We start from the raw sequence: 23,389 nt of genomic DNA, 5'->3' as shown, positions 1-23,389 counted from the left end.
TTGTTAGCGGTCTGCCAGCATGGCCGACAGCGCACCATCCAGCCCATCTTGAGTCAGCGCTCGATAGGCGGCTGAGACGCACGCCACGAACGCCGAATCCGCCGCCAGTGCACCGGGCACGATGTCCTGCATATTCAGAAATGCCGTGACGAGGCCAGCACAATCACCCTCATGAACCTGATGCAGCGACGCAAAACGCTGGGCCAGCGGGTCATCGACCGGGTACGACTGCCCATGCAGATCGTGGCCTGCGGTATAACGAATCCAGGCAGCCATACCCAGTGCCACGCAGGGCGTCTCACCTCCGTGGCGACGCCGTGCCAGCGTACCCGACAGCCAGCGCTGCGGCAGTTTCTGACTGCCATCCATGGCGATTTGCTGCAGGCGATGCCGCAAGCTGTCATTGGCAAAGCGTGCCAGCAGGGAATCGGCATAGGCGTCTAAATCGATCCCGTCGGGCATGTCAAGGGTTGGCGCGGCCTCCTCCAGCAGGTAGCGGCGAAGCAGCGTGCGTAGGCCCGTATGGTTCACGCCATCGAAGACGGTTTCGATGCCTGCCACCGCACCCAGATACGCCAGCAAGGAGTGGCTACCGTTGAGCATGCGTAACTTCATGGTTTCGAAGGGGGCCACATCGGCAACCATATCGACGCCTTCGGCCTCCCATTCAGGGCGACCCATGGGAAAGTGATCTTCCACGACCCATTGGCTGAACGCTTCACACACCACGGCATTAGGATCGTTCACACCCAACACCGAGAGGCGCTCGAAATCCTGTTCGGTCATGGCGGGGACGATGCGATCCACCATGCTGCAGGGAAATGCCACCTCACTGGCAACCCATTGGGCCAACGAGGCATCGCGCAACTGGGCGAGCTGCAGCACCGCCTGGCGCGTGCGCTTGCCGTTATCGGGCATGTTGTCGCAAGAGAGCACCGTGAAGGGAGCGACCCCTGCCTTGTACCGGCGGGCCAAAGCTTCGAGCAACAGCCCTGGGGCGGTTCGGGGTCGTTCCGGGGTTGCCATGTCACTGGCGACCATGGGGTCTTCGGTACGCAGCTTCCCACTGGCAGGATGCAAAAAATAGCCTTTCTCGGTCACCGTCAAAGTGACGATCCGTGTCTCGGCAGCGGCCATTCTTGCCAACAACACCTCCCGGTCACGCCCCCACTGCCCTGCCGCATCGCATCCGGTGAACAGCGCCTCTTCCAGCACGCCGATGTCGCGCAGCGTCAACGTCTCGCGACTAGAATACTCCGCCACATGGTAGCGATACCCGGCAGCGTGCAAGCCATCCACCAGCCCGACACTGGAACGCAGGTTGGCACTGCAGACGCCCCAACGGGTGTCGCCACTACGCTGGCGGTAGCGCTCCAGATACACGGCCTGATGAGCACGGTGGAAGGCCCCCAGGCCAAGGTGAACGATGCCGATATGGCCTGACGCGCCAGCACTGGCAATGCAATGTGGATGAGTCATGGAAGGACACTCCTGTGATGACAAACCGCCCGAAGGGATGACTCAAGCGGAACGCTTCCTGGTGGTCATACGTCGATACCGAAATAATCGCGGGCATTATCGAAGCTGATACGGCGCACCATGTCGCCCAGCAGGACTTCATCATCGGGTAATTGCCCATCCACGACCCACTGGCCGAGCATGCGACATAGCAGGCGACGGAAGTATTCATGGCGGGTATAGGAAAGGAAGCTGCGGGAGTCGGTCAGCATGCCAATGAAGCGGCTCAGCAGCCCCAACTGCGCTAACTGGGTCATCTGGCGCTCCATGCCATCCAACTGGTCGTTGAACCACCAGCCAGAGCCAAACTGCACTTTCCCTGGCACACCGCCACGCTGAAAATTACCTGCGGCCGTCGCCAGCACTTCGTTGAACGTCGGGTTCACGCAGTAGAGCACCGTGCGGGGCAAGCGGTCATCACGATCCAGGGCATCGAGCAGCCGCGAAAGAGGAGCCGCAACCGGCCGGTCATCCATGGAGTCAAACCCCATGTCCGGCCCTAACTGCCGCACACCCCGCGTGCTGTTATTGCGCAATGCACCGATGTGGTACTGCTGCGCCCAGTCACGGCGATGGTATTCTCGCCCCAGGAACAGCAACAGCGCCGTGGTAAACTGCGCGTGCTCCTCTTCATTCGGCAAACGCCCCGACAGACGTCGGGAGAAGATGCCCTCCAACTCGCTATCACCCGCTTCGGCAAATACGACGCGGTCCAACCCATGATCCGAAATCCGGCAACCCAGGTCGGCAAACGAGTCCATTCGCCGAGACAGCGCGCGGCATAGCGAGGCGACATCGACAATCTCCACATCAGCGGCTTCGCCCAGGCGCTGCAGGTACTGAACATAGTCATCGGCCTGAAGCTTGAACGCCCTGTCGGGTCGAAAGCTGGGCAGCACCTTGACGTTGAAATCCGCAGCCTTGGCAATCTGCGCATGGTATTTCAGATCATCCGCCGGATCGTCGGTAGTGCCCACCATGCGTACGTTCATCTGGCGAAGTATGCCACGGGCCGAGAACTCAGGTCGTTTCAGCAGGTCATTACCACGCGCCCAGATAGCGTCCGCCGTTTTTTCCGAGAGCAGCGTATCGGTGATCCCGAACGGGCGACGTAATTCGAGATGCGTCCAGTGATAGAGCGGATTACCCAAGGTATAGGGAACGGTGCTGGCCCAGGCCCGAAATTTCTCCAGGTCGCTGGCATCGCCAGTACAAAAACGCTCATCGATCCCATTCCAGCGCATCGCCCTCCATTTATAGTGGTCCCCCCGCAGCCAGATATCCGTCATGTTCTCGAAACGGTAATCCTCCGCAATGTCACGGGTTGGCAAGTGGCAGTGGTAATCGAAAATGGGCTGCTCACTGGCATGGCCGTGATACAGGCGGCGTGCCATGTCCGAATTGAGCAGAAAGTCATCATTTAAAAACAGGTTCATCGGTCATCTCCACAAATAAGGCAGTCGTACTCTTCTTGAGCCCCTACTGGCGCGCATCGCGGTTACCCCAGCAACAAGTTGGGCAAGAACAGAACGACACTTGGGAAAAAGATGATCCCCAAGACCACCACGAGCACTGCCAGCGCAAAAGGCAGCAACTCACGGCTATAGTCGTAGAAAGAGCAGCGCAAAATGCCGCACACGGTATACATGGAAATACCCACCGGTGGCGTCATGCCGCCAAACGTCACCAGTGTCATCATCAACAAACCGAAATGCACAGGATCGACACCCGCCGCTTTTATCACGGGCACGAGAATGGGGGTCAGCAGCATGACGACAACGGTGGCTTCCAACAGCATGCCCAACACGACCAGCAAGACGGCCAAGGTAAGCAATAAGGCGATCTGGCTGGAGAACACCCCCAGCATCAGCTCTGCAATCGTCTGCGGCACCCTTTCGAAAGAGACGACATAGCCAATAATCCCGGAGAACATGATGATCAGCATGATCATCCCGATATCTCTGACGCTGGCTTTCATGGCATTGACTATTTCCTTGATGCCCATCTCTTTATGAATGACACACCCCACCAGCAAGGCATACGCAACGGCAAAGGCACCGGCTTCGGAAGGCGTGAAAAGCCCGTAACGAATGCCCACCAATAGCCACACGGGAAAGAGCACCGCCCAAATACTGCTGCGCAGCGCCTGCCAAACCTCACGCCCGGTAGGTAACTGCTGCCTCACGGCGTGATACCCCCGACGCTTGGACATCACATAAGTGGCCACCATCAGCGCCACCATCAACAGGAACCCCGGCACCAGCCCGGCAATGAACAAACGGCCAATGGAAACCTCTCCCAGGTAGCCGTACAGAATCAGCCCGATACTGGGCGGAATCGTTGCCGTAATCAGCCCGCCGATGGACAACACCGCCCCCGTGAACCCTGGGGAGTAACCACCGTTCACCATGCTTTTACCCAACACACGGGACTGCATGGCAGCATCGGCCACGGCCGACCCGGATACCCCTCCCATCAGCGTGCTCAGCACGATGCTGGTCTGCGCCAAACCGCCACTCATCCAACCCGCCAATAGCGAGGAGAGATGCAGCAGTCGTGGCGTAATGCCACTGGCATTCATCAAATGACCAATGAAGATAAAGAGGGGAACGGCAAGCAGCGGAAACGATTGCGTTGAAGAAACGATGCGCTGCACGGCAATACTGGTAGGTAAAAACGTATCCGGCAGTAGAAAGTAGCTAAACCCCGCAATGCCAATCGCAAAAGCGACGGGCATGCCGATGGCCATCAATAACAAACCCAGCCCCAATAACAACGCCGCTGTCATAATGCCTCCTCTACCACGTCGTCATCGTCTGCGATCAAGCAGCCCACCACGCCATGGGAAACGACGCGCCTGACCAGCGAGATCAACATCAACGCAGCGCCGACCGGCAAGGCCAACGTGATGTACCCATAACTCAGCCCTGCCACGCCCATGGGGCGCTGCCAGTTGGATATCGCCAGCGGAAATCCGTACCAAATCAGCAGCACCAGAAACAGCGCCATCAGGCTCACGCACAGTCCTGTCACCAGATATTGATACTTCAACGGCATACGGATGACGAACGCATCGATACGCACCTGGCCGCCACGACGCAGAGTGATATCGGCCCCCAACACGGCCGTCCAGATGAATAGAAACTGGGCAAGCTCCGCGCCTCCCGCAAACGGCTGGCCTATCGCCCTGGCCGTGGAGCTCATGAGCATGATCAAAGAGGTGCCACCGAGCAGCATGATGGCCAGCCACTCTTCGGCTTTTTCGTACCAATGCCACATACACACATCCTCTCCCCATGGGGCAGTTGGACTATCAGGTATCAGCGATCCAAACGCAGCCCCCGCCTGCCTCATGGCAGGGGCTAACGCTCACTCCTGGCCGAGCAACTGGCGACGATACTGTTCGTAGCCCAATGTTTCGTAGACGGTGCCCACGCGCTCACGGAACACCTCCAAGTCGACCTCGGTAAACACGATGCCCGCTGCCTCCATCCGCTCACGCACGGCGGCTTCGGCCTCTACGGTGGCCTCGCTGGCCTCGTCCCCCGCTACCTGCAGTTCTTCGTCCAGAATGGTGCGTAACGCTTCAGGCAAGGATTGATACCACTGCTCGGACGTCACAATACCGGTCATCAGCTGAATGTGGCCGGTCAACGCCACGTGGGTGATCACCTCATGCAGATTTTGCCCTTCGGCACCGGTCAGCTGCGCCTCGGCGCCATCGATAGAGCCAAGCTGCAACGCTGAATAGACCTCTGACCAAGGTAGCGGAGTTGGCGTAGCGCCCATGGCACCGATGGTGTTGATCCACACGGGCGAGTTGATCGTGCGCACTCTGACACCACGCAAGTCATCAGGCGCATGAACCTCGTTTTGTGTCAGCATCTGACGTGCGCCCTGATACCAGTTGTAGTTGAGCAGCCGCAAACCGCTGGTGTCTGCCAAGCCCTCGATCCACTCCAGATACAGGGGCGATTGGGTAATCTGTTGATAGTCGCGGTGGTCTTCCACCAGATAGGGAGCGCTGAGGATGCCCAGCTCCCGCTGATACTCGGAAAGCCGTCCGGCATCGATCAGAATGGCAATGTTCGCTCCGCTGCGAATCTGCTCTACCACATCCTCGTCCGAACCTAGCTGGCTGTTGGGAAAAATCTGAACTCTCAGTTCGCCTTCGGAGCGCTCCTCGATGGTTTGCCGAGCACTCTCCAACGCTTGTGCTATCGGGTCCTGAGGGCTCAAGGCGATAGAAATATTCAGTTGATAAGCCGCTTGAGCCGTACTGCTCATCATGGCCAATACAAGTGCAGACATTATTGTTCTGGTTTTCATCTTTGCCTCCAGTGAGGTTGTTTTGTTATTGATGCTTCCCATAAGCCAAGGCTAAAAGCACCGTCGTCTTTCAGCCCACGCTGCCGTTACCAATGCCAAAGCGTTCCGTCTTCGAGCCGATTGACCGGCAAGCTGGCCCGTTTGTAGGGGTATTGCCTGGCTAAGGTTTCGTCGATATCCACCCCGTGCCCCGGCGCTTCGCCTACGATGAAATGCCCCTCTTCAAAACGGTAATCGTGAGGAAAGACGGCATTGGTTTGGTCGGTGTGGGGCATGTACTCCTGAATACCGAAATTGGGCACCCAGGTGTCGAAATGGATGGCTGCCCCCAGGCACACCGGTGACAGGTCGGTCGGCCCATGGAACCCGGTGCGTACGTGATAAATAGCCGCCAGGTCTGCCAGTCTCCTGACATGGGTAATGCCACCCGCGTGGGTCAACGTGGCGCGGATATAGTCGATCCACTGATTTTCGATCAATGCCTTGGCATCAAACAGGCTATTGAACACCTCGCCCACGGCCAGAGGCGTGGTGGTATGCTGACGAATCAACCCAAACGCCTCCTGGTTTTCTGCCGGGACGCAGTCTTCCAACCAGAACAGATGGTAGGGTTCGACCTCTTTGCCTAGCCGAGCCGCCTCGATAGGCGTCAGGCGGTGATGAACGTCATGCAAGACATGCAGGTCGTCACCGAACCGTTCACGTACCGCCGCAAACAGCTTGGGCACGTGATTCAGGTATTTGTGGGTACTCCAGACGTGTTCCGCCGGCAGGTCCGCATCGGCAGGCTCGTAGGGCTCACCGTCTCGCTTGGCGACGCCATAGATACTGGCGATCCCAGGCACCCCGGCCTGCACACGGACGGCCTTGTAGCCTTCATCCACATGCCTAGCGACTTCTTCCAGGCACGCCTCGATGTCTCGTCCAGTGGCATGCCCATAGACCATGACGCGGTCGCGGCTTTTCCCTCCCAAAAGCTGGTACAACGGCATATTCGCCAGCTTCGCCTTGATGTCCCATAACGCCATGTCCACGGCGGCGATGGCGCTCATCGTGACCGGGCCTCGGCGCCAATACGCGCCTCGGTAGAGGTATTGCCAAATATCTTCGATACGCTGCGGGTCTCGGCCAATCAATGCAGGAATGACGTGCTCTTCCAGGTAGCTGACCACCGCCATCTCTCGCCCATTGAGAGTAGCGTCCCCGATGCCATACACCCCCTGGTCGGTAAGGATCTTGAGCGTGACGAAATTGCGCCCCGGCGACGTCACAATGGTATAGGCATGCTCTATTTTCACTGGCTGGCCTCCTCGATAAGGGATGCGGTTTCCTGAGAATCGAACAGATCGGGGAAGCGCTTGACCAGATCCGGCAGCGAGATGAAGATTTCTCTCAAATGATGCCGCATGGCGTGTTCTGCTCGCGCCGAATCGCGCTCTTCGATGGCGGCCACGATGTCCGCGTGCTGATCGATCAACCGGGCAATCGGGGTGCTGTCCGGCACGCTCAGGTAGCGCACGCGATCCAACTGCGCACGAACGTCCTCGATCACTTTCCACGCAGCATGTTGCTCGACCCCCAGCGAAAGCATGCGGTGGAACTCTTCATCCAACCGATAGAAACGACCGTAGTCGTGGGGCGCTATACAGCGCCGCTGCCTGTCCAGCAAATCATGCAGTTCAGCCATGATGCCGCTCTTGAGGCCTTTGCTGGCGGCCTGCCTGACGATGGCAACCTCCACGGCCTCACGCACGAAGCGCGCTTCGAGTACCGCCCGTTGAGAGATCTTGACCACATAGGTGCCCCGCTGTGGCCGCACCTCCACCAGTCCGGCCTCGGAAAGGCGTATGAAAGCTTCACGGACAGGCTGTCGACTGACAGAAAAGTGATCGGCAATCTCTTTCTCGGAAAGCGCCTGCCCCGGCGCCAACAACCCTTGGATGATGGATTGACGCAGCACTTTATACAGGCGCTCACGTACTGGATCGCTGTCTCGCGTTTCTGCCCATAGCGTTTGCAGTGGCATATGCATAGTAGGTATCCAAATGCGGCCGAACGGGTTCGGCACTTAACTGATATGACTAGTATGGTAGTATGGCAAAAAAAGAGATAGCCTTTAATGGCTATACTTTAGTGGCAACGATTACGACTCTGACGCGGTTGATATGACAACTCAGCTTCGAGGCCATGGAAGTGGCACAAAAAAACCAGCCGCCTAAGCGACTGGTTTCAGGACCAAGGGAGGGGAAGAACTCAGAACTGTTCCCAACCGCCTACTGTCGAGGGTTGGGCTGGCAGGTTGGGCTTGCCTTTCACGCTGTCGAGGCGAAGCGAATCGGGGCGGCGCGGCGCCGGTAGGCGGTGGGGCTGAGAGTTGGTATGGCGGCTGGAAGTTCTGAACGCGTTCACGCTGTTATTCAGGGAAGCGGCTTCTCCGCTGAGCGCATCGGCCACTCGGCGGTAGCTCTCCATGTCTGAAGCACTGGCTTGCGTCGTGCTGTCGATCTCGGCGATGGCCAGCCCGATCTGTGCAACCCCGTCGCTTTGCTCACTGGCGGCGCGGCTAATCTCTTCCATCAGGTCGTTGACGCGCTGGCTGGCCTGCTTGATGCGCAGCGTGGCCGCCTGGGTTTCACGGGTGTGGGCCACGCTTTCCAGAACGCTCTGGTTGGTGTCCACGATCATGCGCTGCACTTCCTTGGCCGCTTCGGCGGTCTGGTTGGACAGCTTGCGCACCTCTTGCGCCACCACCGCAAAACCACGCCCATGCTCCCCTGCCCGAGCAGCCTCCACGGAAGCGTTCAAAGCGAGAATGTTGGTCTGGAAGGCAATCGCATCGATGGTCTGCACCATGTGCTTCATGCGCTCCGACTGCTTGGTCAGCACCTCCATGGCCTGCGCCAGCTCATCAGTCAGGCGGGATGCCGTACTGACCTCTGCCAGGTTGGTATCTGCCGCCTTGCTCGCCAGCTCCGCGTTGGACGCGCTTTGGCGCACGGTACTGGAGATCTCTTCCATACTGGCAGCGGTTTGCTGCACGGCGGAAGCCTGTTGCTCCAAACGATCAGCCATGTTGCTGTTGTTATTGAGAATCTGGTCGACCACCGGTCTGATGACTTCCATATTGCGCTGGATGTCGCTAGCCGTGGAAAGCAACGAGCGGCGCATCAACTGGAGGGCTTCCAGCGTCTGACGTAGCGATTGGCGCTGGTGAGAAGGAATGGCCGCATTCAGATTGCCTGCCGCCAGTTGCAGTGCAATATCTTTCAACGAACCGACCGAGCGGTTCAACGACCCCAACAGCAAGACATTGACGCCACAGATCAGCCCTGCCAGCACCAAGGCCAACACTCCCAGCTGCCACCCCCCCAGGGCATAGTGCTGAGTCACCGCCAGGCCTGCATCCAGCAGCACCACGCTGGCCAGCGTGGCGAACAGCAGGCGCGTTTTGACGCTTTCCCAATGAATGGATGGTAGCTTGCCCAATAACCCACGGCGCTTTAACTGCCCGCGCTTCAGATAGTAGGGGCACGTCTTTTCGCGCATTTGTCGGTAAATGTTATCGAAGTAGCGCGTCTTTTCCTCTTCCGCATAAGAGCGCAGCGATGCGTACCCCTGGAGTTCTCCTTTATCCATGACCGGCACGACATTGGCATGTACCCAGTAGTGGTCCCCATTCTTACGGCGGTTTTTTACATAGCCCTGCCAAGAGATGCCTTCACGCAGGGTGGCCCACATATCGCGGTATACTTCCGGCGGCATATCCGGATGACGAACGACGTTATGGGGTTCGTTCATCAACTCTTCGATATCAAAACCGCTGACCTCGATAAACCGAGGATTCGCGTAAGTGATATAACCGTTAGCATCAGTACGCGAAATCAAAAAATCATCAGGATCAATAGGATAGTTCACCTGGGAGACATAGCCATTGTTTCTCATCACACACCCCCTCGTTATCGACTGCCTGGGCAGCACCCATCATTGGGCTTATGTAACTACTATGGAGGGAGATATTAAAAAAGTAACTAGGCCAGCAGGAGATGTGACATTTGTTGACATTCACTAAAAACAACGAGATCAACAACTATAAAGACGATGCTTATCATTAGCCAGACAACAAACTCATAACAACTCTTCTACACAACTTGCATAACATTTAAAAAGCATCAATAAACGATTGATCCGCTTCAGTCTGCTGCCAGATCACACAGCGATCTCGCCCACGGTTCTTCGCCTGATAAAGCGCCTGGTCTGCCATCTTGATCAGCGAATGTCGGCTGTCGGCATGCTCGGGGTACGCCGCAATACCGCACGAAAGCGTGATGTAGCCCAACGGTTGCTGGAGGTGGAACAGGGCATGGGTACGCAGCGTCTGCAACAGCTCGTTGGCCCGTCGTTCGGCCTCATCGAGGTCGGTCACTGGCAACAGCGCCACGAACTCCTCCCCGCCCAGGCGGCACACCACATCGCTCCCGCGAAAGCAGCGTGTCAGCAGGTTGGCGACTTCGATCAGCACCGCATCGCCCACATCATGGCCAAAGCTGTCGTTGACGTTCTTGAAGTGATCGATGTCGATCATCAACAGGCAAAGCGGCTGCCCACTCTGGGCGGCGCGCTCCATCTCTTCATCCAGCAGCGTATCAAAGTGGCGCCGATTGGGCAGCCCCGTCAAGGCATCCTGGAGCGACAATCCCTTCAACTGGTCCACCAGTTGATCCAGCTCCGCCGTGCGCGACTTCACCTGCGCCTCCAGCGTCAGGTTCGCCAGCGCCAGCTGCCGCTGCGTGAAACGGTAATGCCACAGCGAGACCCCCACGATGGCCATCGAAAAGCCCAGCGCCCCAAAGCTCAAAGGCACTTGCCGCAGCGCCACCAGCCCGTGGGCCACCAGCATATCGAGCACCAGCAAAGGCGCGAACATCACAAAGCTGAACACCAGCAACCGTTGCTCCAACGCCAAGCGGCGCCATGCCACCAGGGTGATCAGCAGCATGCAGGGCAACGTCAGCAACAGCAGCACGTCAAACACGGGAAAGGTCAAGGCCAGGTTCAAGAAGCCGAACTGCACCAGCCCCATCGTCACCACCAGATACCCCAGATGAAGCTGCCAGAAACGCGCCATCCAGCGCTTGGCCGACCCCACCAACCAGTGGCTCAACAGCAGCCCCATGGCAATGGGCAAGGTAAAATAACTGGCGGCGCGCAGCATGTCCCAGGCCAAGGGGGCATCGGCAATCAGCTGCCTGGCAGGCGTTTCGGCCAACAGCATCAATCCGGAAGCACAGGCGAACAGCGCCGTGGCGCCAAAGCCTCGCCGGTCAGGGCCCATCAGCGCAAAAATACCCGCAAGCGTTGCCAACAACAGGCTGAATGCACTGACCGCCAGGTCTTTTGCTGACGCCTTCAGCATCGCCTTGAGGGCGCCCAGGCGGTCCATGACCCGAACATCGCCCCATAAACCAATGCTGGTGTAGTCCGAATAGATGCGTATTGACAGGGTCTGGCCCGCAAAATCATCGGGCAGCGGAATCAAATGCCACGGCCAACCAATGAAGCGCGGCTGCTGCATATCGCCGTGCTCATAAATCAGCTCATCCCCCAAAAACACCTGCCCGACCAGATTGATGCTGGTGATGTGGATCACCGGATCACGCCAGTTTCCTTCAGGCAGTACGGTCCTGAACCAGACATATTGCCGCCCCTCTCGCTCGGGCGGGTTCGATGGAAAGGCAATGGCCTGCCAATCGCGGCTCGGCTCCGATAACCAGAGTGGCTCCCCTTCGCTGTCCAAGGGCGAGTCCCCCCAGCGGTACTCCCACTCCCCCAATGGAGAAGAGCCCTGGTAGCCGTGAGCCAGCCCAGAAAGTGCCAGCAGGGCACACAGAGCAGGCCACCCCGCCAGGGTACGCCATCGAGAAAGAAGCATCGCCATGACCACGTGCACTATCAGCCACCCAATAGGATTAGAAGTTATCCAGCCGTTCCGTACGGTAAAGATGCCATTCATTCTCTACCCGGCCATCCGGCAAGCGGCAATAACGCCCCGTCCCCAAACGGCTTTCACGGGTGATACGCTCGCCTCCCCGTGCCTCACAATGTTCAGCCGCCGCCGCTTGCATGCTCGGCGCCTGCTCACCCCCCGCCGTGGCACATCCCGCCAGCAGTACGCTCATCCCTACCGCTACCCACAGCGGCCAATAACGTAATCTCATGTCATTTTCCTCAACGCAATGTCAGCCGTGCGACCTGCAGTGTCGCACCTTGCCAGTACGCTGCCTTCATCGACACAAAGGAGGCAGCGCAATGGACCCTATGACGCCAACGGCAGTACAGCAGCAACTGGCCCGACAAGAGCAACGAAAGTGGGAGCAAGACCGTCTCGAATGGGCAGACTCACATCCAATGATGGCACTGCTCAGCGAATGCCTGACGCTTAGCCCACTGATCAGCCAGCGGTTCGATACCGCCAGCACCGATGGCCGTCATCTCTATTTTTCACCCGACTATAGCGCTTCTTTGACGAACGAGTCGCGACGTTTTTTACACGCACACCTCATCTGGCACTGCATGGCCGGCCACCTGAGTGCCCCACTGGTAGCGCATCGTCATCGCTGGCACTTGGCCTGCGACCATGAAGTCAACGCTCTGCTGCTGGCACTGGACTTCCCGCTTCCCAGTAACGCGCTCCTCTTCCCCGTCTGCGTAGGACGCAGCGCCCTGGACGTATACCAATGGCTGGAAGGACACCCCGATACATCGTTGGAGTCCACCATCGACGTGCATCCCGCCGCCCTTTGGAGCCACCTGCCGGGCACGGCGCCTGATGAACGTGTTCTTGCCCTGTGGCGTCGGCGCGCGCACATGGCCGCCCGTGAAACAGGCACGCTGCCCGAAAGTGTCGCTAAGTTTTGTGAGGCGCGATAAACTAACGGTTTGCTAACGAACGCTTTCTTTTTGCCAGGGTTGGCCGTCATGTCCGATGCACGCGATACGCTCTTTCGTCATATCACCATGCTTCAGCTGATACCGCGCTACCCTGGCTGGATATCGACCCCGTCCCTCAAGGAAAAGCTGGCCGAACATGGCTTTTTGGTCGATATCCGCTCACTGCAACGCGACCTGGGCCAAAAGCTCTCCAGCCAATTTCCGATTGGTTGCGACGACAGCCAAAAACCCTACCGTTGGTATTTCGACCGCGATTACCAATGCCAATTGCCCGCCCTCGACGTACCCGGCGCGCTCACCCTGGTGCTGGCTGAAGAGTACCTCAAGGGCCTGCTGCCGCCAGTGGTCATCAGCCAGCTCGACCCCCATTTCAACGACGCCCGCCAACTGCTCGAACAGCTGGCCGCCAACGGTTTGAGCAACTGGGCACGGCGAGTTCGCGCCATTCCCAATGGCAAGGCCCTGATTCCTGCCGCGCTCGATGAAGCCACTTGGCAAACGGTTGCCCAAGCACTGCTCGAACAGAAAGCCATCGACGTGCAGTACCTCTCACGCTCTGCCGAATCCGAAAAAGCCTTCACGCTACACCCGCAAGGGATCGTCAGCCGCCACAGCGTTACCTATCTGCTGGCCCATGTAGACGGCTTTGACGACCTGAGGCAATTCGCGCTACACCGCGTCAAGCACGCTGCCCTGAGCGACCGAGCCTGGCAAGCACAAGAAGGTTTCGACATCGACCATTACATCCAGCAAGGCGCCTTTGGCTACCGCCAAGGCATCGAAGACATCGAACTGGAAGCAGAGATCAGCCCTTCTGCGGCCTGGCTGCTGCAGGAAACCCCGCTATCGGAACAGCAAAGCATCACCCCGGGGCCTCAGGAAGGCTGGTATCGGCTGAACGTAACCGTCCCCAACGACCAGCAGACGCTCTGGTGGCTGATGGGCATGGGGGCCAATATCAAAGTGCTCGCCCCCCGTGAATGGCAAGACGAGCTGAAAGCCACGGCACAGAAAGTCCTTGCCCACTACCCCTCTCATTGAGCCAGGCCCCTACATTCCACAATTTTTCACATCTGCGCTAGATACCGCGATACCGCCTGTATTTACACTATGGGGAGGTCAGGCATGCCCCTTGATGGCGTGCCAATGCACTTCAGAGAGTGGTGGGTCACGCCATGAAAGAGCCAACGATTCAACGCAATCCCGCAACGCCACCCCTCGTGCGAGCCATCAGCGAGCTGCTGGATGACCGTGCCGATGCACGCTTCGACCGCGTGACTCAGCTGGCCCAGCAAACCTTCGGCGTTTCGATGGCGGTGATCTCTTTCATTCACCAGGCCAAGCTCCTGTTCAAGTCCTGCCAAGGAATCGACCTGCCCTCCCTGCCCCTCGACCAGACGTTTTGTGGCCATGCCGAGCTGGACGATGCGCCGCTGATCGTCGAAGACGCTCGGCAAGACGCCCGCTTCGCTCGACTTCCCGTTGTCACCGCCGCCCCGTTTCTACGCTTTTATGCAGGCGTACCGCTGCGTATTCATGGCCAGCGCATTGGCACGCTCTGCCTGCTAGACCCCGAACCCAAGCAGTTGAGTAGCGAGCAGCTCAGCCTGCTATGCGATATGGCCGCCATGGTAGAGGAGCTGGTGCAGAGAGACATCGACTACGGCACCTCGCGCTCCGGGCTGGTTCAGGAACTGCAAGCCAGCCGAGACGAATTCGCCTCGCTGCTCAGCAACATGCCCGGCGTCACGTTCCGCTGCCTGCCCGACGACAACTGGACCATGCTCTACATCAGCGGCCAAATCGACCAGATCAGCGGCTACCCCGCCGAAGAGTTGCTGAACAACAAATCCACCAGCTACGCCGAGCTGGTACACCCCGACGACGGCCCCATGCTGACCGAACAGGTCAACCTGGCGCTGGAACGCAAGGAAGGCTGGCATTTCGAGTACCGCGTTCGCCACCGAGACGGCAGCTGGCGCTGGGTCGAAGAGCGCGGCAACTGGGTACCCGGCAATGCGCAATACCCGCTCATCATGGAAGGCTTCATTGTCGATATCACCCGCGAGCACGAAGCCCGCAGCCAACTGCGCAAGCACCACGACGCCCTCAATCTGCTCAACGATATCGCCTTTCAGCCCACCGACACACTCGATGCCAAAATCCAATACGCCCTGGCCCGTGCCAAGGCCTATCTTGGCCTGGACCTGGCGGTGATCAGCCAGATCGAAAGCGACGTGTACACCGTGCGCTGGGTCGATGCGCCCGACACCCTGCCCATATCGGCCGGCTACAGCCTCCCCGTCGACCAGACCTGGTGCCAACTGCTGCTTTCCGACCAGCAGCACGAGCTGTTCATTGCCAACGTCTCCGACAGCCGCTACCACCATCATCCATGTAACCAGAGCTTTCCCATCGGCACCTACGCAGGCATTACCCTGAACGTAGAGGGGCAAATATTCGGCACCCTGAACTTCACCTCCAGCCACTCCCGGCTGGGAGAGTTCGATGAAAGCGAGACCCTGTTCATGCGCCTGCTCGCCCGCTGGCTCTCGGACACGCTCACCAACAGCCTGAGCAACGAACGGGTCACTAAACTGATGGCCCAATTGCCCGGCACGATCTACCAATACCGGCTATTTCCCGATGGTCGCGCCACGTTCCCGTTCAGCTCTCCTCAGATCAAGGCGCTCTACGGAATGACACCACAGGAAGCCGCCCAGGATGCAGGGCCCGCGTTGGCCACCATCCACCCCGACGACCTCGATAACGTCGCGGCCAGTATCGTGCACTCCGCCAACACCCTCGATTACTGGGAAGCCACCTACCGCGTCAAGCAACCCGACGGCCACTACCGCTGGACCACCGGCCAAGCCCGCCCAGAACGCCTGGCCGATGGCAGCGTGCTGTGGCACGGCTACCTGTACGATATTCATGAACAAGAGCTGGCCCGCCTGGCCATGGAACGCAACGAAAGCCGCCTGCGCGGCCTGTTCGAATTTGCCCCCATCGGCATTGCCCTGAACGATTACGAAACCGGACGCTTCATCGACCTCAACGACGCCCTTATCCAGCCCTCCGGCTTCACGCGAGACGAGTTCGTCAACCTCAGCTACTGGGACCTGACCCCCAAAGAGTACCAACCCGAAGAAGAGCTGGTGCTGACCAGCCTGGCCACCCATGGCCGGTACGGCCCGTTCGAAAAAGAGTATTACCGCAAGGACGGCAGCCGCTACCCGGTGCGCTTGCAAGGCATGCTCAGCCAAGACCCGGATGGCAAACGGGTCATCTGGTCGCTCATCGAAGACATCACCGAACGGCGTCGGCTGGATAAAATGAAGAATCAGTTCATCGCCACGGTGAGCCATGAACTGCGTACCCCGCTCACCTCCATCAACGGTGCGCTAGGGCTGCTGGCCGGGGGTGCACTGGGAGTCTTTCCACCCCAGGCCGCCACCCTGCTCGATACCGCCCTGCGCAACGGCCAGCGCCTGACCACGCTCATCAACGACCTGTTGGACATGGAAAAACTGGTGGCCGGAAAAATGCCCATGCAGCTCGCCGAACAGCCCCTGGCCCCCTTGGTCACGGAAGCCATCGAATCCATGGGCAGCTATGGCGACCAGCACCAGGTCAGCCTGCAACTGCTGGCCAACGACACCACCCTGAACGTCAACGTGGATGGCCAGCGGCTCATCCAGGCACTGACCAACCTGATCTCCAACGCCATCAAGTTCACCCCCGCTGGAGCAGCCGTCAGCATCACCGCCCACGCCCAGCAAGGCCGCGCGGAAATCCGCGTGCGCGACCACGGCCCCGGCGTCCCCGAAGCCTTCCAGGCTCAGCTCTTTCAACGCTTCTCGCAAGCCGACAGCAGCGACACCCGAAAACTCCCCGGCACCGGCCTGGGCCTGGCCATCACCCGAGAAATCTGCCGCCAGCTAGGCGGCGACGTACACTACCAGGACGCCCCCGGCGGCGGCAGCGAGTTCGTGATTGAGTTGCCGATGGTGTGAGGGGAACGCGAGTAAGTCTCGGAGCGAGAGGTATACCACACGGTATTCCTCTGATTGTAAGGGTGGAATGTATAGAGGAACATGCAATAGAGCTGAAAGATTAGAAATTTCAGCGCACTAGCTCTGTTTCTAGGCTTTTGAGGACTTCCCGAGAAGCCCCAATGGCGTCCCTGGCAGGAGTCGAACCTGCGACCTGCCGCTTAGGAGGCGGCTGCTCTATCCTACTGAGCTACAGGGACTTAGGGGGCGCATAGTATAGCGCGTTGGCTTGCCTCGGCCAACCGTCGCGCTTTAAATCCACCCCGCCAGGCGCAGGGCGAAAATGCCCAGAGTCACGGTGATGCTGGCCATCAGGGTGGTGATGGCGATGATATTGGCGGCCAGGGCCACGTTGCCGTTGATGGCCTTCACCATCACGAAGCTGGCGGCGGCGGTGGGGCTGGCGAAGAACAGGAACAGCAGGCCCAGTTGCGCGCCGGAAAAGCCCAACAGCCACGCCGCGACCGTCGACAAGGCGGGCAAGGCGACCATCTTCATCAGGCTGGCACTCATGGCCACTTGGCTGCCTTCACGCAAGCTGGACACCGAGAGCGTGGCGCCAATGCAGATCAACGCCAGGGGCAGCGTCAGCGAGGCAAAGTAGTTGCCCGAGGTCATCACCCAACTCGGCAGCCCTACCGAGAACGCCGTGAACGGCAACGCCGCGAACACGGAAAGAATCAGCGGGTTCTTGACGATATGCCCCAGCAGGCTGCGCCAATCGGTGGATTGGCCGGGCTGGTACGCCGCCAGGGCCACCACGGAAAGCGCGTTGTACATCACGATCACCACGCCCAGCAGCAGGCTTCCCGCCGAAAGCCCGTAGTTGCCGTACATGCCCGCCGCCAAGGCCAGCCCCACCACGCCGCAGTTGCCGCGAAAGGCCCCCTGCACGTATATCCCTCTGTCTGCCTGGGGCACACGTAGATGCGCCCAGCCCCAGCTCAGGGCGAACTGCGCCAGGGTGGCCACGGCGAAGAACAGCAGCAGCGGAATGTCCAACGCGACACTCAGGTCGGCCTTGACTAGACTCAGAAAAATAAGCGTCGGCAGCGTCGCCTTGAACACCAGCGTCGAGGCCGTGCTGATAAAGGCACTGTCGATCCAGCCAAGGCGTTTCAAGCCAATGCCGATGAACACCATGGCAAACACGGGTAGCGTCACGTCTAGCGTGCGGGTAAACAGTTCCAGTAGATCCACAGCAGCTCTCTCAGTTGGATAAGCGACGTCTTATACTCTACCGTTGACCAGGATTTGTCGACTGGCTAGACAGGCACCTCGGCATAAGGGAAAGTAGCCCTAAACGCGCATCACGGATACGTTACGTATGGTACAGCCCGCCGTCCCTGAACACGAAGCACAGCGGCTTCTCACCCTGAAGCGGTACACACTGGGGGATCTTTCGGCTGACCAGGAGTTTGACCGCATCACCCGTCTAGCGGCTGCTTACTGCGAAACCCCCATGGCCTTGATCACGCTGGTGGATGCCAGTCACGTCTGGGTCAAAAGTGGCGTGGGCGAATACAGCCCCACGGTATTGCGTCAGCTTTCATTATGCGGGGAAGCCATCCTCGAACCCAAGCTGTTCGAAGTATCGGATGCACGCCTGGATGCGCGGCTCCATAAATTGCCCATGGTCAGTGAAGCGCCCCATGTCGTGTTCTATGCAGGCATGCCGCTGGTTGCCGAGGATGGCAACATCATCGGCACGCTGTGCGTCATGGATCAAAAGCCCCGCCAACTGAGCCCTACCCAGCGGGAACTGCTGCAGCAACTGGCCAGCAGCACCGTGCTGCAGTTCGAGCACTACCTGAGCCAACGCGCCTATCAAGCCATTGGCAATGCCGCCATCGGCCTCTGGGAGATGGATGTCGCCACCCGAACGACACACTGGAACGACGTGGTCGATGCGCTCTATCAAACCGATGCTCGGCAAGCCAACACCTTCGAAGCGCGCATGCAGGCGTACACCTCGGCTGACCGCGCCCGGCTCGTCGAAGCCATCGACACCGCCATTGCCCACGGAACGCCCTTCAACGACATCTTCGAGATGCAGACCCCCTCGGGCGAGCCGCTCTGGGTCAGAATCACCGGCAACCCCTTGGCCGTGGATGGCCAAGTGGTGCAGATCATCGGCACCATGCTCGATGTCACCCCCCGCAAGAAGGTCGAAACACAGCTACTGCGCCAGCAGGCACTGGAGCAAGCCATCATGCGGGCGCAGGCCAGCTTCATCGACGAACAGGGCAATGCCAAGGCGCTGAACCCGCTGCTCGACGACCTGCTTACCCTCACCGGCAGCGAATATGGCTTCATCGGCGAAGTGCTTTACCACCCCGACAAGACACCCTACCTGGTGGCCCATGCCATCACCGACATTAGTTGGGACGAGCCCTCGCGGCAATTCTACGCTCAGCACGCCCCCAACGGCATGGTGTTCAGCAACCTGGACACCCTGTTCGGTCATGTCATGCGCCACGAAGAAGTGGTCATTGCCAATGAGCCCGCCCACGACGCCAGGCGCGGCGGCCTGCCACCGGGGCATCCACCGCTCGATGCGTTTCTGGGGGCACCGATTCACTTCCACGGTCGTTGCATCGCCATGATTGGCCTGGCCAATCGCCCAGGGGGCTATCATCCCGACCTGGTGGAGTACCTGGCCCCGCTGCTGGGCAGTATCGGGCAGTTCATCAACACTCTGCGCCACCACCGCCAGCAGCAGCAAGACCAACAGGCTATCGCACGGCTCTCCCTGGTGGCCAAGAACACCAGCAACGGCGTGGTGATCACCGATGCACGTGGCAACATCGAATGGATCAACGATGGCTTTACCCGGCTCAGTGGCTACACCTTCGCAGAAGCGGTCGGCAAGAAGCCGGGGCAACTGGTGCAGGGCAAAGCCACCGACCGCGCCACGGTACTGCGCATTGCCCATGCCCTGCGCCACCGCCAGCACTTCGAAGAAGAGCTGCTCAACTACCGCAAGGATGGCACCCCGTACTGGGTACATATCAGCTGTAACCCGCTGCCCGCCAACGAGCAAACCGGCGGCGGCTTCATTGCCATCCAGTCGGACATCACCGACACCAAGCTGCATGAAGAGGCGCTGTACAAAGCCGCCAATATCGACGAGCTGACGCGGTTACCCAACCAGCGGCTGGCCCGCACGCAGTTGGAAGCGCTGGTACGCCAGGACACCCCGCTGGCCGTTGCGATCCTCAACATCGACGATTTCAAACGCCTCAACGATCTGTTTGGCTACGCCATCGGCAACAGCATACTCAAGCGCATTGCCAAACGGCTGGAAGCGTTGGTCAGCCCCTTCAAGGCCCAGGGCATCACGGCGCGGCTCAGCGGCGATGAGTTCGTGTTGGCCGGACCAGTCCAACGCCTCACCCCGTCCACCATCCAGCACGCCATCCAGCAGCCGCTGCATGTGAACGGGCAAAAGCTGAAGCTCACCGCCTGTCTCGGCATAACCAGCTACCCCAACGACAACGTCGACCCAGACGCCCTGTTTCGCCATGCCTACCAGGCGCTGTACCAGGCCAAGACCCAAGGGATCGCCCAGTGCGTCCGCTACAGCACCGATGAAGAACACCTGGTCAAACTGCGCCAGCAAGAGCGCAGCGCCATTCAGCATGGCCTGGCCAATAACGAGTTTCGTCTCTACTACCAGCCCCAGGTCGATCTCGAATCGCACACCGTGGTCGGGGCAGAAGCGTTGATTCGCTGGATTCACCCGCAACACGGGCTGCGCAACCCGGCAGAGTTTCTGCCCCTGCTGGAAGGCAGCGAGCTGGAGTTTCATCTGGGCGAGTGGGTCATCGAAGCCGCCTTGAAGCAGCTGCAAAGCTGGCTGGCCATGGGCATCGAACTGCAGGTGAGTGTCAACATCAGCCCGCAACACCTGCTGCATCCCGGCTTTCTGCCGCAGTTGGAACAGCTGCTGCTGTACTACCCGCAAGTCCCCTCACGGCTGCTCGCCATCGAGATACTCGAATCGGCCACGCTGGATGACATGCAGGCCGCCCTGCACGTGCTGGAAGAGTGCCAGCGGCTCGGCATCGAAATTGCCCTGGACGACTTCGGCACCGGCTACTCCTCGCTGGCCTACTTCCGTCGCCTGCCCGTGCAGTTGATCAAGGTAGACCGCGACTTCGTGCGCGACATGCTGGAAAGCGAGGATGACAAGGCCATCGTGGAAAGCATCATCTTCATGGCCAGAAAATTCTCACGGCCGGTGCTGGCCGAAGGGGTCGAGACCATGGCCCACGCCCAGGCACTGCTGGCCATGGGCTGCCATCTGGCACAAGGTTACGGCATTGCCCGTCCGATGCCCGCCGACGCGCTACCAGGCTGGCTGAAAACCTGGCAGGCAGAAGGGTTTGCGCTGCATTAATCGAACAACGACATGGGATCGCTTTCCCCCGTCAGCTTGACCATCACGCCATCGCGCCCTTGGCCCTTGACGTCGTAGCTGGCAGCATCGGCACGGGCCAGGGCGACTTCCACAGTTTCGTCATGTTCATCGAAGACGGTCACGCCAATACTCAAGGTAACGGTATATTCCTTGCCCTCATGGGTCACCGACACCTCGCTCACCGCCTTGCGCAGTGAGTCGGCAATCACCTTGGCTTGCCCCAGCGTGCAGCTAGGCAACAGCACGCCAAACTCATCGCCCCCCTGGCGGGCCACGTGGTCGCTGCGGCGCACCTCCCAGGCCACCACCTGAGCAATACGGCGCAGCATCTCGTCACCCAAAGCATGGCCGCCTTCGTCATTGATCGGCTTGAAGTGGTCCAGGTCGAACAGCAGCAGCGCCGAAGGCGTACTGGTTTTCTGAAAATCGGCGAAGGCCTCTTCCAGGCGGCGCTCGAAGCCACGTCGATTCAGCAGCCCGGTCAAGGGGTCATGTTCGGCTTCCCAGCGCTGCAACGCCTCTTGCTGGCGCCGCTCGGTAATGTCCTTCACCACCCCTACTAGCCCAAGCGAATGGCCACCCTGTGTCAACATGACCACCCGAGCATGAATATCCAGCCATAGCATTTCGCCATCGCTGCGAATAAAACGTAGCTGGCGTACGAAGTCGCTGCCCGTCTTTAAACTATGCACCCACATATCACGCGCCCCATTGCGGTCATCCGCGTGGATTTGTGTCATCCACTGCTCCATCGGGGTATCGGCTGAAATGCTCAGCATCTGCAAAAGCGCAGGGTTCATGTAGGTGATCTTGCCACCGAAGTTGGCCACGAACATGCCCTGGGGGGTGGCGCTCAGCACCGAATCGAGAAACGCCTCACGCTCCTGCAAATGCCCCACCAGTTGCTGGCGCTCGTCTTCCACACGATTGAAGGTATTGGCGACCTGCTGTAGCTCCTGCATCCCCGTGGCCAGGGCCAGCTGCGAACGCCGCCCAGCCCCTACTTCGCCAATCTGGCGTTCGAGATGCTCCAGGGGCTTGAGAATACGCGCCAGCAACCACCACAGCAGCGGCATCATCAACAGGGAAATCACCAGCCAGATACCAAACAGCTTGGAGATGAAACCCGAAAGCGGAAGCTGCGCCTGCTCGGTGGGCAAGAACAGCCCAACGATCCAGTCGGCAGGCCACACTTGTGCATACGCCTGAAGGCTGGTGCGCCCATTGGCCAGCTCGCTGACTCCCTCCCCTTGCCAGCCATCCAGCGCCATGTCCAGCAGGTCATTGCGCTGGGCGTTGCTGATGTCTGCATTCACCAGCTCGTAATCAGGATGGTAAAGAATCTTGCCCGATGCCGTGGAAACCGCCGCAAACCCGTGGTCACCCAAACGAATCGTGGCCAGCCGGTTGAACAGGCCGCTACGGTCCAGGCTCACCATCCCCGCCACGAACCCGGCAAAACGGCGGTCTTCATCCAGGCGGGGCACGGTCATCAGCACCATGGGCATGCCGCTGGCACGGCCAATGAAAGGCTCGCTTACATAAGGGCGGCGAATGCCCTGCACCATCTTGAAATATTCGAGCTCCGAGGTATCGAGCCCCACTCGCCCCACCACACTGGGCCAGTCCGCCACGATCTCACCATGCTCGTCACTCACAATCAGTCCATCGAACCAGGAGAGCAAGGCGTCGTTTTTCTGCAGCTCGTATGAAAGCCAACCCACGTCATTGGAAGGCCCCATGGAGCTGCTCAACCGCTTGAGCGCATGGACACGCTGATTCACCTGCTGGGTGATCTCGTCGGCCAGCAAATTGGCCTCGTAGCGCAAATGAGACATGTTGGTCTCGTGCACCATGGTCTTGCCAACCTGCCAGGCCATGCTCAATACGGCACCCGCCAAAATCGCCAAGGCGCAAGAGAGGCCCAGCAGCAACCGCCCTTTCAAGGAGCGTAACGTCAACAGCCTGTTGATGAGGGGGGCTAGTCGCACCAGAAATTCCTATTTCGTCAACGTTCCTTGAACCCGCCTTATTCACGAGGGCGCTGATTGAGCGGTCTGAAGGTACTGGCTGTTGGCATTGCTTATCAGGATTCGCCTCTTCAGCGCGAGTGGCT

Annotated in this window: 16 protein-coding genes and 1 tRNA gene; 4 read left to right on the top strand and 13 right to left on the bottom strand. The window is 59.3% G+C overall.

Annotation, left to right across the window (positions count from 1 at the left end):
• Positions 1-3: 3 nt before the first annotated feature.
• From FEU76_RS12345 to FEU76_RS12300, 10 genes are all read right to left on the bottom strand, one after another.
• On the bottom strand, positions 4-1,479 hold the full coding sequence (locus FEU76_RS12345; RefSeq protein ID WP_144983386.1) for a mannitol dehydrogenase family protein: 1,476 nt from the start codon (positions 1,477-1,479) through the stop codon (positions 4-6).
• 65 nt (positions 1,480-1,544) lie between these two features.
• Positions 1,545-2,954, bottom strand: coding sequence for a glucuronate isomerase (gene uxaC, locus FEU76_RS12340; RefSeq protein WP_144983383.1), 1,410 nt, complete (start codon positions 2,952-2,954; stop codon positions 1,545-1,547).
• A gap of 62 nt (positions 2,955-3,016) precedes the next feature.
• Complete coding sequence (locus FEU76_RS12335) at positions 3,017-4,306, bottom strand: TRAP transporter large permease (RefSeq protein WP_039177710.1); 1,290 nt, start codon at positions 4,304-4,306, stop codon at positions 3,017-3,019.
• Positions 4,303-4,797: a TRAP transporter small permease gene (locus tag FEU76_RS12330; RefSeq protein ID WP_039177713.1), complete on the bottom strand. Its 495-nt coding sequence runs from the start codon at positions 4,795-4,797 to the stop codon at positions 4,303-4,305. The genes FEU76_RS12335 and FEU76_RS12330 overlap by 4 nt, the downstream gene beginning before the upstream one ends.
• 90 nt (positions 4,798-4,887) lie before the next feature.
• Positions 4,888-5,829: a C4-dicarboxylate TRAP transporter substrate-binding protein gene (locus FEU76_RS12325; protein WP_235263882.1), complete on the bottom strand. Its 942-nt coding sequence runs from the start codon at positions 5,827-5,829 to the stop codon at positions 4,888-4,890.
• 104 nt (positions 5,830-5,933) lie between these two features.
• A complete protein-coding gene (gene manD / locus FEU76_RS12320) occupies positions 5,934-7,145 on the bottom strand; it encodes a D-mannonate dehydratase ManD (RefSeq protein WP_039177719.1) in 1,212 nt (403 codons plus the stop codon).
• Entirely contained in the window at positions 7,142-7,879 is a 738-nt protein-coding gene (locus tag FEU76_RS12315; RefSeq protein WP_039177722.1) for a GntR family transcriptional regulator, read from the bottom strand. The genes manD and FEU76_RS12315 overlap by 4 nt, the downstream gene beginning before the upstream one ends.
• Positions 7,880-8,100: 221 nt before the next feature.
• The gene (locus tag FEU76_RS12310; RefSeq protein ID WP_096923215.1) at positions 8,101-9,789 is read right to left on the bottom strand and encodes a methyl-accepting chemotaxis protein; all 1,689 of its coding nucleotides are present in this window, start codon (positions 9,787-9,789) and stop codon (positions 8,101-8,103) included.
• A gap of 217 nt (positions 9,790-10,006) precedes the next feature.
• Entirely contained in the window at positions 10,007-11,782 is a 1,776-nt protein-coding gene (locus FEU76_RS12305; protein WP_144983377.1) for a GGDEF domain-containing protein, read from the bottom strand.
• Between the two features lie 31 nt (positions 11,783-11,813).
• Complete coding sequence (locus FEU76_RS12300; protein ID WP_260851401.1) at positions 11,814-12,062, bottom strand: DUF333 domain-containing protein; 249 nt, start codon at positions 12,060-12,062, stop codon at positions 11,814-11,816.
• A 91-nt stretch (positions 12,063-12,153) separates the two neighbouring features.
• Between FEU76_RS12300 and FEU76_RS12295 the strand changes: the two genes are divergently transcribed.
• The 3 genes from FEU76_RS12295 to FEU76_RS12285 all read left to right on the top strand — a co-directional run bounded on the left by FEU76_RS12295 (position 12,154) and on the right by FEU76_RS12285 (position 16,811).
• On the top strand, positions 12,154-12,774 hold the full coding sequence (locus tag FEU76_RS12295) for a DUF2201 family putative metallopeptidase (protein WP_039177726.1): 621 nt from the start codon (positions 12,154-12,156) through the stop codon (positions 12,772-12,774).
• A 48-nt stretch (positions 12,775-12,822) separates the two neighbouring features.
• Positions 12,823-13,836, top strand: a complete 1,014-nt coding sequence (locus tag FEU76_RS12290; RefSeq protein ID WP_144983374.1) for a helix-turn-helix transcriptional regulator — start codon at positions 12,823-12,825, stop codon at positions 13,834-13,836.
• Between the two features lie 134 nt (positions 13,837-13,970).
• On the top strand, positions 13,971-16,811 hold the full coding sequence (locus FEU76_RS12285) for a PAS domain-containing protein (RefSeq protein WP_144983371.1): 2,841 nt from the start codon (positions 13,971-13,973) through the stop codon (positions 16,809-16,811).
• A 162-nt stretch (positions 16,812-16,973) separates the two neighbouring features.
• On the opposite strand, the gene FEU76_RS12280 is transcribed toward FEU76_RS12285, so the two are convergent.
• A tRNA-Arg gene (locus tag FEU76_RS12280) sits at positions 16,974-17,050 on the bottom strand.
• Positions 17,051-17,102: 52 nt separating this feature from the next.
• Positions 17,103-18,050 carry an AEC family transporter gene (locus FEU76_RS12275; protein ID WP_039177736.1) on the bottom strand — a complete coding sequence of 316 codons (948 nt, stop codon included), beginning with the start codon at positions 18,048-18,050 and terminating at the stop codon, positions 17,103-17,105.
• 127 nt (positions 18,051-18,177) lie between these two features.
• Between FEU76_RS12275 and FEU76_RS12270 the strand changes: the two genes are divergently transcribed.
• The gene (locus FEU76_RS12270) at positions 18,178-21,252 is read left to right on the top strand and encodes an EAL domain-containing protein (protein WP_144983368.1); all 3,075 of its coding nucleotides are present in this window, start codon (positions 18,178-18,180) and stop codon (positions 21,250-21,252) included.
• On the opposite strand, the gene FEU76_RS12265 is transcribed toward FEU76_RS12270, so the two are convergent.
• On the bottom strand, positions 21,249-23,264 hold the full coding sequence (locus tag FEU76_RS12265) for a diguanylate cyclase domain-containing protein (RefSeq protein WP_144983365.1): 2,016 nt from the start codon (positions 23,262-23,264) through the stop codon (positions 21,249-21,251). The two genes, FEU76_RS12270 and FEU76_RS12265, sit on opposite strands and share 4 nt — an antisense overlap.
• Positions 23,265-23,389: the final 125 nt, after the last annotated feature.

This window comes from Halomonas sp. C22, from assembly GCF_007655045.1.
Lineage (GTDB): Bacteria > Pseudomonadota > Gammaproteobacteria > Pseudomonadales > Halomonadaceae > Vreelandella > Vreelandella hamiltonii.
This window is presented reverse-complemented; position numbering and strand designations above follow the sequence as displayed.